The sequence below is a fragment of the Streptomyces sp. NPDC001922 genome (assembly GCF_042891165.1).
Taxonomy (GTDB): domain Bacteria; phylum Actinomycetota; class Actinomycetes; order Streptomycetales; family Streptomycetaceae; genus Streptomyces.
In genome coordinates this window covers 223,555-239,124 of the sequence record NZ_JBIASV010000012.1, presented here as the reverse complement: position 1 = coordinate 239,124, position 15,570 = coordinate 223,555, and the positions used below count along the sequence as shown (strand labels likewise).

The window sequence follows — 15,570 nt, the reverse complement described above, 5'->3', positions numbered from 1 at the left end:
TCTCCTCAGGCCAGCCGCAGCGGTTCGCCCGCCACGTGCTCCAGATACGGGCCGGTGAACGCGGACCGGGACGGCGGGTGGAAGCCGATCCCGTGGGAGGCCGCGGCGAGGACCGCGATGTCGGAGGCGCCCATGTACGCGGTGCCGCCCAGCAGTTCCACGGCCTGGTCGCGGGCGTCGCCGAGGGCGTCCTGCGCCGCGTACCGGGCGGTCAGCGCGTGGGCCAGGGCCTCGTTGCCGGTCTCGCCGTCCCGCACCCGCCGGGCCACGCCCTCCAGGAGCTGGGCGGCGGTCTCCAGCCGGACCAGCGCCCGGGCCCGGTCCGACTCGCTGCCCCGCCGCCCGTCCACGGCCCGCTCGACGAGTCCGCTGACCATCCCCAGGTAGCAGCTGGAGATGAGCAGTTCGAACCAGATGAGGCCGACGGTCTGGAGGTCGTCCAGCTCGCCCGGCTCGGCGGTGTTGGGCATCAGCAGCTGCTCGTCCACGAAGACGTCGGTCAGCCGGACCTCGTCGCTCTCCGCGCCCGCCAGCGCCTGGCTGGCCCAGAACGGGTGGACGGTGAGCCCCTCGGTGTCCCGGGGGATGAGGAGCACCGCCGACTGGGTGCCGCCGTCGTCGGCGGGCAGCGCCACACTGGCGGTGAGCAGGTCCATGGAGCGGGACAGGCTGCACGGCTTCTTGGCGCCGTTGATGAGGTAGCCGCCCTCGGCCTTCCGGGCGGACATGGTCGGCGACAGGATGCCCTGCCCCGGCCGGCCCTCCGCGAACCCCGAGGCCACCAGCAGCCGTTGTTCCGCCACCCCTTCGAGCAGCGCCCACTCCATGCCGCTGCTCTGCACGCTGTCCGCGAGGCTGAACAGGGTGGCCACGGAGAAGTGGTGCATGGTGGTCGCCACCGACAGGGACGGGGCGCGGGAGCCGAGGGCCCGGGTCACGGCCATCGCCTGGAGCGGGTCGGCGCCGAGCCCGCCGTAGGACTTCGGGATCACCAGCGCGGGTCCGCCGCACTCGCGGAAGAAACCGATGGCCGGGCTCCGAGGGGTCTCCAGCTCCGCCAGCGAGAGGCCGGCGAGGCGGTCGAGCAGCCCCGGGAGGAACGATTCACAGGTCACGCGTGCCGCTTCGAGTGGGCGCATGGTCTCTCTGCTCTCTGTCGTTCTCTGCGTCTTTCCTGTCCCACCGGCCGGGTGGGACGGTGGCGGGTGCCGTCGCGGGTCCCGCTCGGGAGTCACCCGCGCGCGGTCAGTCGCGCGCCGCCCCGCCCGCCGGCTCCGGCCCCTCTCCCCGCATCGCCCGCCAGGCGCCGAAGACGGCCTCCCGGGGGCGGACGGAGCCGTCGGAGACGCTCACGCCCTGGATGTGCGAGGTGCGCAGGATCGGGTAGTTGGCCTCGCCGTACACCCCGCCGGTCAGCCCGGTGCCGCCGTGCGTGGGCAGGCCCGGCAGGAAGCCGATGTGGGAGTCGTTCACCTTGAGCAGCCCGCCCTGGGTGATCCGGGTGACGAAGTGGTCCACCACCTCCGGGTCCCGGGCCCACACCGAGTTGCGCAGCCCGTACGGGTTGCTGTTGACGAAGTCCACGAACCGGTCGAGCAGCACGGCCTCCGGGGCCGGGTCGGCGGCGATCACCGGCAGCAGCGGGAAGAAGGTCTCGTGGCGCACCGCCTGGATCCCGCGGGCCCCCTCCATCCCGCGGACCAGCACCACCGTCGGCTCGAGGAAGATGCCGGCGACGTCCCGGGTGCCGTCGGCCTGCATCGCGTGGCCGCCGCAGACCAGTTCGGCACCGCCGGCGAGGGCGTCGTCCAGGCAGGAGAAGAACTTCTCGTTGCGCAGCACCGGGGTGAGCAGCACGTCCTCCTCCCGGACCGAACCGCCCCGGATCTGCAGCGCCTTCTCGGCGAGCAGCGCCACCAGGTCGCCCGCGATGTCCGGGTGGGCCAGCACCTGGTTGGGGATCATGCACAGCTGGCCGGAGCCGTAGAAGCTCTCGGTCAGCGCCTCGGCGGCGAGGTCCAGGTCGGCGTCCTTCCACACCACCACCGCGTCGTTGCCCGCCAGTTCGAGGATCGGCTTCTTGCCGGCCGCGACGCAGCGGTTCTGGAAGCGGATGCCGGCCTCGCTGCTGCCGAAGTACATGACGTCGTCGACGAGCGGGCTGTCCAGCCAGGCGGACAGCACCGGGGCCGGGTCGCCGCAGACCACGTTCAGGGTGCCGCCGGGGGCGCCGAGCTCCTCGAGCACGGGGGCGACGACCTCGTGGAGGACGTACATCACGCCGAGCGGGGCGCTGCGCGGGGCCCGGACGACGAGGGAGTTGCCCGCCATCATCGCGGTGACGCCGAGCAGGGCGCTGGACAGCGGGGCGTTCTGCGGCGGGTTGAGGCAGACCACGCCGTCCGGCCGGCGGCGCACGGAGAGGCGCCGCTCCCCGTGCCGGGTCTCGCGCAGCATCTGGCTGCGGTAGAAGGCGAGCGACTCGGGCCCGAAGCACTCCAGGGCCCCGGAGACCTGCCAGCGGGCCAGCGCCAGCGGGTGGCCCTCCCGCAGCAGGATCTCGATGGTGCGGTCGGCCTTCTCGGTCAGCCGCCGGTGCAGCAGGGCGCCGAACCGGTCCAGCCGCTCGTCCAGCGGGAAGGCGTTCCACTCGCCGGTCGCGCGGGCCGCGGCCTCGACGGCCTGCAGCACGGTCTCCCGGTCCGCTCGCGCCACCCGGCCGACGATGTTGTCGCCGGGGAGGTCCTCCGGGGCCAGCCGGCCGCTCTCCAGCTTGCGCTTGAGCGTCAGGCTGGCGAAGGCGTCCTCCAGCAGGGCGTCGGAGTCGACGACATAGACCCACTGGTCACTCGGCACGCTCTTGCCGTCGACGAGTGAGGCGTAGGTCAGCAGCCGGCTGCCGCCCGCCGGGGTTCCGGCGGCGTCCTCCATGAGATGCGACGCCTCCGGCGCCGTACGGGCACTGCACACGCAGATCCTCCGCTCCCCGTCCCCGCCCTCGCGGACGGGAGGAATGTCCCAATGTGATGCGCTCGCCGACGACTGTCACAGCCGGCCCTGACAATCGGCGGAGACGCCCCTGAGACGGCCGTGTCAGACCGATCAGAGCGACCTCCCGGAGCATGGCGCCCGGCACGTTCCGCCGGCGGCTCACGACGACAGGGGGAAGCGGATGACCACGGTCAACCGGAGGATCGACCGGGACGGGGTGGCCGACGCCCTCCGGGAGAGCGCCGACAACCCCAGCGCCTTCCTGGCCCTCAACGCCGGCAACGCCTACTTCACCGACCCGTCCTCCTCCGGAGTGGTCGCCTACCGCGAGGCCGGCCGGTTCCTGATCCAGTTCGGCGGCGTCTTCGCGCCCGAGGCCGGCCGGGAGCGCCTGCTCGGCGCCTTTCTCGGCTTCGCGCGGGCGGCGCGCCGCAAGGTGGTGGCCGTGCAGCTCCAGCGCTCCGACGCCGAGCTGTACGCCCGGTGCGGCTTCACCGTGAACCAGGTCGGCTCCTCGTACGCCGTGCGGCTGCCGGACCACACCCTGCGCGGCAGCCGGTTCATGAAGCTGCGCAACAAGATCTCCAAGGCACGGCGGAGCGGCCTGGAGGTGACCGAGGTCCCCTACGACGGGCACCGCGACGAGATCGCCGCCATCGACCGGGAGTGGCTGCAGGCCAAGGGCCGGCACGTGAAGGAGATCGAGTTCCTGGTCGGCGAGTGCGGCGGCCCGGCCCAGCGGCACCGGAGGCTGCTGCTCGGCCGGCTGGACGGCGTCCCGACCGGCTACATCTCCTATGCCCCCGCCTACGGTTCGCGGCCCGGCTGGCTGCACGACCTCAGCCGCCGCCGGGCGACCGCCCCGCCCGGGGTGATGGAGGCCATCAACCTGCACGCCATGGAGTCCTTCCGCGGCGAGGGCGCCGAGTGGCTGCACTTCGGCTTCACCCCGTTCGTCGGCCTCTCCCCCGAGCACGAGGTGCCCGGGGCCAGCCGGATGACCACCCGCTTCATGCGCCTGATGGCCGAGCGCGGCGACAAGGTCTACCCCGCCGCCAGTCAGCTGGCCTACAAGGAGAAGTGGGGCCCCGATCTCGTCCTCCCGGAGTACCTGGCCTTCCACGGCCGGGCCGGTCTCCCCGCGATCTGGCAGATCCTCCGGGTCACCAAGTCCGTCTGACCGGGCGGCGGGGCGTGTCCGTCAGGGGCGTCCGGGCCCGTGCATCCGGTGGCACGCATCTCCCGGCGACGCTCCCCCTGGTGATACGGCCGGCGGCCCGTGCGGCGTTCACCGTTCACGTGCCTTCGGCCTTCGGCGGCACGCAGCGCCACGCGAGCGCCGCGGCGGTCAGGTAGGCGAGGGCGCCGACGGCCACGCTCAGCCGCAGCCCGGCGGCGTAGTCGGCGGCCGTGGCGAGGAAGGTGCCGCCGAGGGCGACGCCGGTGGCGCTGCCGATCTGGCGGGCGGTGTTGAACAGGGCGGCGGCGCTGCCCGCGTACCCGGCGGGTGCCGCCCCCATCACGGTGGAGGTCGAGCCGGTGAGGGCGAAGGAGGTGCCGAACCCCACGGCCATCATCGGTGCCACCAGCAGCGGATAACCGGGGTCGGCTCCGGCCGCGGCCCAGCCGGCCAGCCCGAGGGCGGCCAGCAGCATGCCGGAGACGACCAGCGGGCGGTCCCCGGTGCGGCGGCTCAGCCGGCCGGACACGACGGAGGCGAACATGGTCATCGCCACCGCGGGGAACAGCGCCGCCCCGGCGCCCAGGGCGCTGTAGCCGCGCTGGTGCTGGAAGTCGAGGCTGGCGGTGAACACCATGCCGTAGAAACCGAAGTTGAACAGCAGGCCGATGACGGATCCGCCGCTCATCGCGCGCGAGCGCAGCAGGCCCAGCGGGAGGACGGGATCGCGGGCCAGCCGCTCGCGCACCGCGAACGCCGCGGCGGCCGTCGCGGCCAGGCCCAGCGCGCCGAGGACCGCCGGATCGGTCCAGCCGCGCCGCCCGGCCTCGTTGAGCGCGGCGGTGAGCAGGGCCACCGCCGCCACGACCGCGCACTGGGCCGGCCAGTCCACGGGCCGGCCGGGGCGCCGGGGCGAGGGGCCGAGGTGACGGAGGGTCAGCAGCAGGCAGGCGACGCCGACGGGCAGGTTGATGAAGAACACCCAGCGCCAGCCCACCGTCGAGACGAGCAGCCCGCCCAGCAGCGGTCCGGCGGAGGCGGCGATGCCCGCCAGCGAACCCCAGAGCCCGAAGGCCCGCGCGCGCACCGCGGGTGCCGGGTAGGCCTGCTGGAGCAGCGCCAGCGAACCGGGCACGATCAGCGCCGCGCCGGCCCCCTCCACCAGCCGGGCCGCCACCAGGCCCGGGGTGTCCGGGGCCAGTGCGCACCCGGCCGAGGCCACGGTGAACACCACCACGCCGGCGGAGAAGACCCGCCGGTTCCCCAGCCGGTCGCCCAGCGCGCCGCCGGTCAGCAGCAGTCCGGCGAAGACCATGGTGTACCCGTTGGTGATCCACTGGACCGCGGTGAGGGAGGCCGACAGCTCGCGGCCGATGACCGGCACGGCGACGTTGATGATCGTCACGTCCAGGATCACCATGAAGTAGCCGGTGCAGACCGCGAGCAGCGGGACCCAGGACCGGCCCGCGGGCTCCGGGGCGGGGCCGGCAGCGGGCTCCGGCCCGCCGTCACCGGTCGGTTCCGCGAACGGCACGTCCTCGATCTCCTCCCGTACGCGGAGGTCCGGATCCTCCCGTAGGCGGAGGTTCGACACCGGGCCCACGATAAGGTGCATGCGGCTGGTATCCCGCACATCACCCCGATTCCGGCGCGGATTCCGGAATCACCCGTCACACCCCTTGGCAGGACAAGGCAGCGTTGTCCCGGGAAATGCGATACCCGGCCTTTTTCCTGATGGATTCACCCGGCCTCGCCACCACGACCGAAGGGGCGACGGCGGCAGCTTTCCACCGAATTCGGGCGGGAGTTCAGTGACCGGTCACCCGGCGGCCATGTGGTGACAACTCCGCGTTCCGGAGCACGTTCCGGTGCAGGTCGGGTCGGCGGAGAAGTGATCTACGCCATGGAGATCCGGAGAGCCCCCCGGCCTTCCTGACCACCGAGTCAGGTGCGGAACGAAACCCCCGCCTTTTCATCGTCCCAGTTCAGAAGGGGATCTTGTCGTGCACAGGCCTAATCACAGATGAAACGCCCAGGTCAAGTGGCAGTGGGCCGGACGGCCGGACGAGGTTGGCGATCCAGACACACGACTGTTCGAGGCTGGTTAGACTCGCCCGCCATGGGAAAAAGGGGCCGGAACCGCAGCGAGCGGCAAGGAGACAGCAGCAGCCAGCAGGCGCAGGTATTCGTCGGTGCCTCCGGACTTCGCAGACGGCTCCTGTGGCTGACCGCCGTGGCCGTCGGATGCGCCTGCGCCGGGTACCTCCTGCTGATGATCGCCACACTCTTCGGAGTGCTGCAGCCGGACCCGCAGTCGCCCAGGACGTTCAAGCCCCCGGCTCCCGCCTCCACGGTGCGTGGCGCCGCACCGCAGGCTGACGTGGTGTCGTACGGGACCACCCCCACCGAGGTCCCGGCAGCACGCAAACCCCCGCCACGGCAGCCCTAGCTGCCCTGGCCCGTCCCCCCACCGGCCCAGGGAGGCACAGTCCCTTGAGTCCCCGGCACGCGCAGCGTCGTGATCCACGCGCGCACTGGCTGCTGATGATCATCGTCATCTCCGCGGTCGCCACCGCTCTGATCTTCGAAGGCTGGACCACCCACGAAGTGGCGGCCGTCCAGACGCGGAAGCCCTGCACCACCCCCGTCCCGAAGGCCGCGGACACCGGCGACCCGGTGCTCAGCATCATGGGCGACCGGATCCAGACCACGGCGATGCCCCCCGGGACCGTCGCGCTCACCTACGACGGCGGCCCCGACCCGGTGTGGACCCCGCGCCTGCTCGCCCTGCTGCGGGCCCACAAGGCGCACGCCACCTTCTTCCTCTCCGGTGCCGAGGCGGCCCGGGAACCGGCGCTGGTGCGGCGGATCCTGGCGGAGGGTCACGAGATCGGCTCCAACACCTACACGGGCTCCGACCTCGGCCAGGCGGGAGCCGCCCGCACCCGGCTGGAGCTGTCGCTCACCCAGACGGCGCTGGCGGGCTCCGCGGGGGTCGACACCAAGATGGTGCGGCTGCCGCTCACCTCGCAGGTGGAGACCATGTGCGGCGGCGAGTGGACGGCCGCGCGGCGGGCCGCCGCCGAGGGGTACGTCCTGGTCGCGGCCGACGGGCCGCTCCGGAAGCCGCAGCAGGGCCTGGTCCGGCAGTTCAGCCAGAACGACACCGCGTACTCGCAGACCCGGAAGCTGCTCCGCGACCCCCGGGCGAAGAAGTTCACCACGGTGTCGGCGGGACTCGGCACCGGCACCGCCAACGAGGCGGTGACCACCATGAGCCGCTGGGAGGGCAAGGGCCTGCTCCTGGTGCAGACCGTGGGACACGCCTTCGTCCGGGCCATGAGCTGGATCCTCCTCATCGGCGGCTCGCTGGCCCTGCTGAGGCTCGGTCTGCTGCTGCTCCTCGCCCGCGCCCACGTCCGGCGGATCGGCCGGGCCCGCCCCGGGGCGCCCTGGCTGCGGGAGGTCAACGAGCCGGTGACGGTCCTCGTCCCCGCCTACAACGAGGAGGCGGGGATCGAGGCAACGGTGCTGTCCCTGCTGGACTCCACCCACCAGCAGCTGCAGATCCTCGTGATCGACGACGGCTCCTCGGACCGGACCGCGGAGATCGCCCGCAGCATTCCCGACAACCGGGTGATGGTGATCCGCCAGCCCAACGCGGGCAAGGCCGCGGCGCTCAACACCGGTCTGGCGCACACCCGGCACAACATCGTGGTCATGGTGGACGCCGACACGGTCTTCGAACCGGACGCCATCCACCGGCTCATCCAGCCGCTCGCCCACGCGGCCGTCGGCGCGGTCAGCGGCAACACCCGGGTCGGCAACCGGAACCGGCTGCTCGGCAAGTGGCAGCACCTGGAGTACTGCTTCGGCTTCAACCTCGACCGCCGGATGTTCGAGATGCTGGAGTGCATGCCGACGGTCCCGGGGGCCATCGGCGCCTTCCGCCGGGACGCGCTGATGGGCGTCGGCGGGGTCAGCGAGGACACCCTGGCCGAGGACACCGACCTGACGATGGCGCTGTGGCGCGCGGGCTGGCGGGTGGTCTACGAGGAGTCGGCCATCGCCTGGACCGAGGTGCCCAGCAAGCTCGGCCAGCTGTGGCGGCAGCGGTACCGCTGGTGCTACGGCACCCTGCAGGCGATGTGGAAGCACCGCCGGGCCGTGGTCGAGCTGGGCCCGCCGGGGCGGTTCGGCCGCCGCGGACTGGTCTATCTCGCGTTCTTCCAGATCCTGCTGCCGCTGTTCGCCCCGATCGTGGACGTCTTCGCGCTGTACGGCGGGCTGTTCCTGAACTCGGCCCAGTCGATCCTCATCTGGGTCGGTTTCCTCAGCGTCCAGATGCTCGGCGCCGGCTACGCGCTGAAGCTGGACGGCGAACGGCTGCGGACGCTCTGGGTGATGCCGCTGCAGCTGTTCGTCTACCGGCAGCTGATGTACCTGGTGACGATCCAGTCCGTGGTCACCGCGCTGCTCGGCAGCCGGCTGAAGTGGCACCGGATGCAGCGCTCCGGCACGGCGGGCCAGCAGGTGCTCAGCGAACCCGCGCGCAAGCCGGTGCAGTTGAAATGAACAAGTGGTTCCGTTTCGTCGGAACCACGTCCGCACGACCGTCCGCCCGGGCCGGGGATCCGTCCCCCGGCCCGGGTTTTCGCATGCCCTCCACCGGGAAACACCCGGGCGGCCCACCCCGCCCCGGGATCCCATCGACGGTAAAAGTGCTTCTCCTGCGGGAATTCACCTTCTGCGCGGCGTCCGGGGATACTGGCGATTCGTCTCGTTCTGCCGGGCGGCACAATTCCCCTTCTTTCGGTCGGTTGTCCGAACCGCTTGGCGAGGACGCCCGGTAACCGTGCAGACTTTCACGTCATGAACGACTGGCCGGACAACTGGACCGACGAGACCCGAAGCGGCGGTTTTACGGAGCCGGCGCATGTCACGGGGCAGCTGTGGCGACAGGACGGCTACGCGCCGGAATACGGCGCGGCGCCCGATTACGGCACGGGGCCTCACTACGGCGGGGCGCCCGATTACGGCATGGGGCCCGATTACGGCGCGCCTGGTTACGCCACAGCGCCCGACTACGGCACAGCGGCCGATTACGGCGCGGTGCCCGACTACGGTGCGGTGCCCGATTACAGCGCGGTGCCCGACTACGGCGCGGCGCCGCACCCGGGGGCGCCGGGCGACCCGCTGCTGCCGGGGCACGTGACGCCGGAGCAGGTGACGCCAGGGCAGGTGACATCGGCAGCGGCGTACGGGAACCACCCCGTGCCGACGCCGGGGGACGACCTGCCGCACCCGCACGGCGGCCACCTGCTGCCGCCCCAGGGAGACCCCCTGCTGCACGACCCCCAACAGGACCCTCTCGCCTCCCAAGAGGCTCCTCCGCTGCACCTCCAGGAGACATCGACGCTCCCGGCGGTGGGCGGAGAGACACTGCTGCCGGCACAGGACGACATGCCGCGCGCCGCGGTACGGCGCACCCCGCCGGCCCGGTTCGGCGGCGACCGGGGCGCCGCGGACGGGGACGGGCCGGAGCGGCGCCGTACCGCCGGGTCCGGCGCGAAGCGGCCCCGCCGCAGGAAGCGGACGCTGCTGATCCTGGCCGCGGCGCTGCTCCTGAGCCCGGGCGGCGCGTACGCCTGGGGCGAGGGGAAGCTCAACCACGACGTCGACCTGGACAAGTACGGCAGCCGGCCGGCGGCGGGCAAGGGCACCAACTACCTCATCGTGGGCTCCGACAGCCGTGACGGGCTCACCGCACAGGCCAAGAAGGACCTGCACACCGGCACGGGTGAGGGCCGCCGCACCGACTCGATGATGGTGCTGCACACCAGCCCCAAGGGCAGGACCACGATGCTGAGTCTGCCGCGTGACTCCTGGGTGACCCTGCCGGGGTTCGTCCGCCCCGAGACCGGCAAGCACCTCCGCCCGGCGAAGAACAAGCTCAACGCCGCGTTCTCGCTGGGCGGCCCCGAACTGCTGGTCCGGACCATCGAGAACAACACCGGGCTGCGGATCGACCACTACGCGGAAATCGGGTTCGCGGGCTTCGTGAACATCGTCGACGCGGTCGGCGGCGTGGACGTCTGCCTCGACCGGGCCATCAAGGACGAGAAGTCCGGCGCGGACCTGAAGAAGGGCTGCCAGACCCTGCACGGCACCGAGGCGCTCGCCTTCGTCCGCCAGCGCCACCAGGAGGCCGAGGGCGACCTGGGCCGGGCCAAGAACCAGCAGAAGTTCCTGGCCGCACTGGCCAAGAAGGCCGGCAACACGGACACCATGCTCGACCCGCCCAAGCTCTACGACGCGATGGACGCGGGGCTCGGCACGCTCATCGTGGACAAGGACACCCGGCTGTGGAACCTCACGGCCATCTTCAAGGGCCTGAAGAGCGTCTCGGGCGGCCAGGGCACGAAGATCAACGTGCCGGTCTCCAACACGAACCTGCGCACTTCCAAGGGCAGCGCCGTGGAGTGGGACGAGGCCAAGGCGAACCAGCTCTTCAGCGAACTGCGCAACGACCGGCGGGTGACGGTCACGGACAAGTGAGCGGGTGGCGGTCCGCGCGACGGTGACGCTTGCGCGGCAGTCGCGGTGGGGCGGCGATCCCCGGTGGCGCAGCAGTCCTGACGGCGCGGCGGTTCCGGTCGGGTGGCCGTGACGGTTGCGCGGCCGGCCGGACGGTGGTGACGCGCCGCGGGCACGGGTGACCGGCCGGCCGGGATTTCACGGAGCGGAGGCCGCTCCCTCCAGGCGAGGGGGCGGCCTCCGGTCTGCGTCCGGGCCCGGCCGGTGGAGGGGACAACGGTGCCGGGACAAGGTGCCGGGAAGAACGGCGCCGGGAGGCTGGTGCCACAGCCGGTGCAGGCCACGGGCCACGACGAGGCCCGTGGCTTCGCGTCGGCACCCGGATCGTCCCCCTCCCTCCGTCCCCCGCCCCTCACACGACCGCGATCCCGTCCAGTTCGACCAGCGCCTGCTCGTCCCAGAGCCGGACCGCGCCGATCACCGCCATCGCCGGGTAGTCGCGGCCCGCCAGCCTGCGCCAGATCCTGCCGAGTTCGGGGGCGTGCGCGCGGTAGTCGGCGACGTCCGTCGCGTAGACCGTGACCCGGGCCAGGTGCTCCGGGCCGCCGCCCGCCGCGCGCAGGGCGGTGAGGAGGTTGGACAGCGCCGTCTCGAACTGGGCGGGGAGCGTGCCGCCGACCACGGCGCCGCTCCCGTCCAGGGCGGTCTGCCCGGCCAGCAGGACCAGCCGCCCGCCGGTGGCCGTCACGGCGTGGCTGAAGCCCGTGGGGGGCGAGAGCTCCGGCGGGTTGATCCGCCGGAGGCCGGCCGGGGCGCCGGCGCCGTCGGTGCTCGTTGCACCGCCGATGCTCTTCGTGTCGCCGATACTCTTCGTGCCACCGATGCTCTCCGCGCCTTCGGCGCTCTCCTCGCCGGAGGCGTCGTTCGCGGGCCGGGGGGACTCGTTCATCGGTACAGCTCCTTCGCGACGATGGTGCGCTGGACCTCGGTGGCACCCTCGTAGATCCGCGGTGCGCGGACCTCGCGGTAGAGGTGTTCCAGGAGGTGGCCCTGTTGCAGGGCGCGGGCGCCGTGGATCTGGACGGCGGCGTCCACGACGTACTGGGCGGTCTCGGTGGCCAGCAGCTTCGCCATGGCGGCCCGTTTGGCGATGTCCGGGGCGCCCCGGTCGTACGCCGCCGCGGCGGCGTGCACCAGCAGCCGGGCGGCCTCGGTGCGAGTGGCCATCTCGGCCAGCTGGTGGGAGACCGACTGGAGGTCCCTGAGGGGACCGCCGAAAGCGATGCGCCGGGCGGCGTGCGCCAGGGCGGCGTCGAGTGCCGCCTGCGCCATGCCCACCGCGAACGCGCCGACGCTCGGCCGGAAGAGGTTGAGGGTGCGCATGGCGACCCCGAAGCCCGCACCGGGCTCGCCCAGCAGATCGTCCGCGGTGACGGGCACGCCGTCGAACACCACGGTGCCGATGGGGTGCGGGCTGAGCAGGGCGAGCGGTTCGCCGGACAGTCCCGGCCGCCCGGCGGGGACGAGGAAGGCCGTGATGCCGCGGGCGCCGCGGTCCTCCCCGGTGCGGGCGAACACCGAATAGAAGTCGGCGTGCGGGGCGTTGGAGATCCAGCACTTCTCGCCGCTCAGCCGCCAGCGGCCCGGTCCGTCGGCCTCGGCGCTCAGCGCCAGGGCGGCCGCGTCCGAGCCCGCGTCCGGCTCGCTGAGCGCGAACGCGGGCACCGCCCGGCCCGCCACGACCTCCGGAAGCCACTCCTCCCGCTGCGCCCGGTTGCCGGACTGGACCACGGGGTAGGCGCCGAGGCCCTGGAGCGCCAGCGCGGTCTCCGCCTCGGTGCACTCCCGGGCCAGGGACTCCCGGAGGAGACAGAGGTCGAGGGCGGACACCCCGGCCTCCCCCGCCGCCGGGAAGACCCGGCCGAGCAGCCCCGCCTCGCCGAGGGCGGTGACCAACGGCCGGTTGATCAGGCCCGGTTCGCCCTCGGCCGCCAGTGCGCGCAATCGCCCGGCGGCGAGCTCCCGTACCTGGTCGCACCACTTCTCCTGCTCCGGTTCCAGCGCGAATGCGGGCACGGACAGCCCCTCTCTTATCGCGGACCGTTGACTGTCGTCACTATCACGTTACGCTCGTTCAGCAACCGCACGGCCGGAACCACCCCGATTCCCGGACCGGCGCAAGGGGGCGCACCGCCATGGAGCTCAAGCCATCGGCCCACGTGGACACGTTCACCCGCGACCACCTGCCGCCGCCCGACCAGTGGCCGGAGCTGTCGTTCGGCCTGCCCGGGCTGTGCTACCCCGACCGGCTCAACTGCGGTACGGAGCTGCTGGACCGCACCGTGGAGCGGTTCGGCGCGGACCGCCCCGCCTTCGTCGACGGCACCGGCGAGGTCTGGTCCTACGGCGAACTGCAGGAGCGCACCGACCGGATCGCCCATGTCCTGACGGCCGAGCTGGGCGTGGTGCCCGGGAACCGGGTGCTGCTGCGCGGTCCCACCACCCCCTGGCTGGCGGCCTGCTGGCTCGCGGTGATGAAGGCGGGAGCCGTGGCCGTGACCGTGCTCGCCGCGCAGCGCCCCCTGGAGCTGGCGGGCATCTGCGCGACGGCGCGGATCCGGCACGCCCTGTGCGACATCCGCTCCCTGGACGACCTCGCGAAGGCCGAGGTGCCGGACCTGCGGATCACCACCTACGGTGGCGACGGCCCCGACGACCTCCGGACCCGCGCCGCCGCCGCGCCCGCCGGCTACCGCGCGGTCGCGACCTCCGCGGACGACGTGGCCCTGATCGCCTTCACCTCCGGCACCACCGGCCGCCCCAAGGGGTGCCTGCACTTCCACCGCGACGTGCTGGCCATCGCCGACACCTTCTCGGCACATGTGCTGCGCCCGCGGCCCGAGGACGTGTTCGCGGGCAGCCCGCCGCTCGGCTTCACCTTCGGGCTCGGCGGGCTCGTCGTCTTCCCGCTGCGCGCGGGCGCCTCCGCCCTGCTGCTGGAACAGGCCGGGCCGCGGCAGTTGCTGCCCGCGATCGGGCGGCACCGGGTGTCCGTGCTGTTCACCGCGCCGACCGCGTACCGGGTCATGCTGGAGGAACTCGACGCACAGCCGGGGCGAGACGTGAGCTCGCTGCGCCGCTGCGTCTCGGCCGGGGAGAACCTGCCCGGGGCCACCTGGAACGCCTGGCGCCGCCGGACCGGGCTGCGCATCATCAACGGCATCGGGGCCACCGAACTGCTGCACATCTTCATCTCCGCCGCCGACGAGGCGATCCGGCCCGGCACCACCGGGATTCCGGTTCCGGGCTTCGAGGCGCGCGTGATCGGGCCGGACGGGTGGCCGGTACCGGACGGCGAACCGGGGCTGCTGGCCGTCCGCGGGCCGACCGGCTGCCGCTATCTCGCGGACGAGCGGCAGCGCGAGTACGTCCGCGGCGGCTGGAACGTCACCGGTGACACCTATGTCCGGGAGCCCGACGGCTGGTTCCGCTACGTGGCCCGCGCCGACGACATGATCATTTCGGCCGGGTACAACATAGCGGGCCCCGAGGTCGAGGACGCCCTGCTGCGCCACCCCGACGTCCTGGAGGCCGCGGTGGTGGGGCGCCCCGACGAGCGCCGGGGGCAGGTCGTGGTGGCGTACACCGTGCTGCGGGACGGGGCGCGCCGCGACGCGGCGGCGACCGAGGCCCTGCGGCAGTTCGTCAAGTCCGAGATAGCGCCGTACAAATGCCCTCGGGAGATCGTCTTCCTGAACGCGCTGCCCCGGACACCGACCGGGAAGCTGCAACGGTTCCGGCTCCGCGCCCCGGGCGGGGCCGAAGCGCCGCCCGGCACCCCGGACGGGAGCGGGGGCGGCGGGGCGGAGGGCGTTCCGAGCGCGCACGGGGACGGAGAGGCGGCGAGCGCTCCGGACGGGCGCGGGAACGGAAGCAGGGGCGCGGACGGCAGCGCGACCGGGACGGCCGCGGCGTTTTAGAGTGACCCCGTGGCAGAGCAGCACACACCGCGGTCCCTGATCGTCACCTTCTACGGCGCGCACGGGCGCGGGAACGGTCCCGGCGGAGGGCGGCCGGTGCCGATCGCGGCGCTGATCCGGCTGCTGGGCGCGGTGGACGTGGACCCGCCCTCGGTGCGCTCGGCGGTCTCCCGGCTGAAGCGCCGCGGGCTGCTGCGGCCGGCCCGGGCGGAGGGCGGCGCGGCCGGCTATGTGCTCTCCGACGACGCCCGGCAGCTCCTCGACGACGGCGACCGGCGCATCTACGACCGGCCGCCCGCCCGCCTCGACGACGGCTGGGTGCTGGCCGTCTTCTCCGTGCCCGAGCAGGAGCGCCACAAGCGCCATCTGCTGCGCTCCCGGCTGGCGCGGCTGGGGTTCGGCACCGCCGCGCCCGGGGTGTGGATCGCCCCCGCGCACCTGCTGGAGGAGGCCCGGCACACGCTGGAGCGGCTGGAACTCGCCGGTTACGTGGACCTGTTCACCGGGGCGCACACCGGGTTCGAGCCGACCGCGCGCTCGGTGGCGCGCTGGTGGGACCTGGACGCGACGGCGGAGCTCCACCGGGACTTCCTCCGGACCCACGAGCCGGTGCTGCGGCGCTGGTCCGGTCCGGCCCCCGGCGACCCGGCCGAGGCCTACCGGGACCACCTCCTGGCGCTGGACTCCTGGCGGCGGGTGCCGTACGCCGACCCGGGCCTGCCGGCGGCACTGCTGCCGGCGGACTGGCCGGGCGGACGGAGCGCCGAGGTGTTCGCGGCCCTCCACACCCGGCTGCGCGAGGCGGCGGCCGGCCATGTGCGCGGGGTGCTGGAGGCGGGCTGACCGGCCGGGCCCCCGACGGACCCGGCGGTGCTCGTGCGG

Annotated in this window: 11 protein-coding genes; 6 read left to right on the top strand and 5 right to left on the bottom strand. The window is 73.2% G+C overall.

Going from position 1 to position 15,570, the window contains the following annotated elements:
* Nucleotides 1-5 precede the first annotated feature (5 nt).
* Both ACFYYR_RS23450 and ACFYYR_RS23445 read right to left on the bottom strand, forming a co-directional pair.
* Nucleotides 6-1,139: an acyl-CoA dehydrogenase gene (locus ACFYYR_RS23450; RefSeq protein WP_388856787.1), complete on the bottom strand. Its 1,134-nt coding sequence runs from the start codon at nucleotides 1,137-1,139 to the stop codon at nucleotides 6-8.
* Between the two features lie 106 nt (nucleotides 1,140-1,245).
* Entirely contained in the window at nucleotides 1,246-2,931 is a 1,686-nt protein-coding gene (locus ACFYYR_RS23445) for an aldehyde dehydrogenase family protein (protein ID WP_388856972.1), read from the bottom strand.
* Nucleotides 2,932-3,172: 241 nt separating this feature from the next.
* Between ACFYYR_RS23445 and ACFYYR_RS23440 the strand changes: the two genes are divergently transcribed.
* Nucleotides 3,173-4,171: a bifunctional lysylphosphatidylglycerol flippase/synthetase MprF gene (locus ACFYYR_RS23440; RefSeq protein WP_388856784.1), complete on the top strand. Its 999-nt coding sequence runs from the start codon at nucleotides 3,173-3,175 to the stop codon at nucleotides 4,169-4,171.
* 115 nt (nucleotides 4,172-4,286) lie between these two features.
* Here the strand turns inward: ACFYYR_RS23440 and ACFYYR_RS23435 are convergent, their stop codons facing one another.
* Nucleotides 4,287-5,705, bottom strand: a complete 1,419-nt coding sequence (locus ACFYYR_RS23435; RefSeq protein ID WP_388856969.1) for an MFS transporter — start codon at nucleotides 5,703-5,705, stop codon at nucleotides 4,287-4,289.
* Between the two features lie 585 nt (nucleotides 5,706-6,290).
* Between ACFYYR_RS23435 and ACFYYR_RS23430 the strand changes: the two genes are divergently transcribed.
* The 3 genes from ACFYYR_RS23430 (at nucleotide 6,291) to ACFYYR_RS23420 (ending at nucleotide 10,729) form a co-directional block, all read left to right on the top strand.
* Nucleotides 6,291-6,620 (top strand): hypothetical protein, encoded by a 330-nt coding sequence (locus ACFYYR_RS23430; protein ID WP_388856781.1) that lies wholly within the window; start codon nucleotides 6,291-6,293, stop codon nucleotides 6,618-6,620.
* Between the two features lie 44 nt (nucleotides 6,621-6,664).
* Nucleotides 6,665-8,746, top strand: coding sequence for a bifunctional polysaccharide deacetylase/glycosyltransferase family 2 protein (locus ACFYYR_RS23425; protein WP_388856778.1), 2,082 nt, complete (start codon nucleotides 6,665-6,667; stop codon nucleotides 8,744-8,746).
* A 297-nt stretch (nucleotides 8,747-9,043) separates the two neighbouring features.
* Complete coding sequence (locus tag ACFYYR_RS23420) at nucleotides 9,044-10,729, top strand: LCP family protein (protein WP_388856775.1); 1,686 nt, start codon at nucleotides 9,044-9,046, stop codon at nucleotides 10,727-10,729.
* A gap of 391 nt (nucleotides 10,730-11,120) precedes the next feature.
* On the opposite strand, the gene ACFYYR_RS23415 is transcribed toward ACFYYR_RS23420, so the two are convergent.
* Nucleotides 11,121-11,555, bottom strand: a complete 435-nt coding sequence (locus ACFYYR_RS23415; RefSeq protein ID WP_388856966.1) for a RidA family protein — start codon at nucleotides 11,553-11,555, stop codon at nucleotides 11,121-11,123.
* 98 nt (nucleotides 11,556-11,653) lie between these two features.
* Nucleotides 11,654-12,784: an acyl-CoA dehydrogenase family protein gene (locus ACFYYR_RS23410; RefSeq protein ID WP_388856772.1), complete on the bottom strand. Its 1,131-nt coding sequence runs from the start codon at nucleotides 12,782-12,784 to the stop codon at nucleotides 11,654-11,656.
* A 119-nt stretch (nucleotides 12,785-12,903) separates the two neighbouring features.
* Here ACFYYR_RS23410 and ACFYYR_RS23405 point away from each other — a divergent pair, with 119 nt between their 5' ends.
* Nucleotides 12,904-14,688 (top strand): AMP-binding protein, encoded by a 1,785-nt coding sequence (locus tag ACFYYR_RS23405; protein WP_388856769.1) that lies wholly within the window; start codon nucleotides 12,904-12,906, stop codon nucleotides 14,686-14,688.
* A 9-nt stretch (nucleotides 14,689-14,697) separates the two neighbouring features.
* Nucleotides 14,698-15,531: a PaaX family transcriptional regulator C-terminal domain-containing protein gene (locus ACFYYR_RS23400; RefSeq protein WP_388856766.1), complete on the top strand. Its 834-nt coding sequence runs from the start codon at nucleotides 14,698-14,700 to the stop codon at nucleotides 15,529-15,531.
* Nucleotides 15,532-15,570: the final 39 nt, after the last annotated feature.

Excerpts from the sequence above, each read along its gene's own strand:
- ACFYYR_RS23450 (WP_388856787.1), bottom strand. The coding sequence starts at position 1,139 with ATGCGCCCACTCGAAGCGGCACGCGTGACCTGTGAATCGTTCCTCCCG.
- ACFYYR_RS23405 (WP_388856769.1), top strand. The coding sequence starts at position 12,904 with ATGGAGCTCAAGCCATCGGCCCACGTGGACACGTTCACCCGCGACCAC.
- ACFYYR_RS23430 (WP_388856781.1), top strand. The coding sequence starts at position 6,291 with ATGGGAAAAAGGGGCCGGAACCGCAGCGAGCGGCAAGGAGACAGCAGC.
- ACFYYR_RS23440 (WP_388856784.1), top strand. The coding sequence starts at position 3,173 with ATGACCACGGTCAACCGGAGGATCGACCGGGACGGGGTGGCCGACGCC.
- ACFYYR_RS23420 (WP_388856775.1), top strand. The coding sequence starts at position 9,044 with ATGAACGACTGGCCGGACAACTGGACCGACGAGACCCGAAGCGGCGGT.
- ACFYYR_RS23445 (WP_388856972.1), bottom strand. The coding sequence starts at position 2,931 with ATGGAGGACGCCGCCGGAACCCCGGCGGGCGGCAGCCGGCTGCTGACC.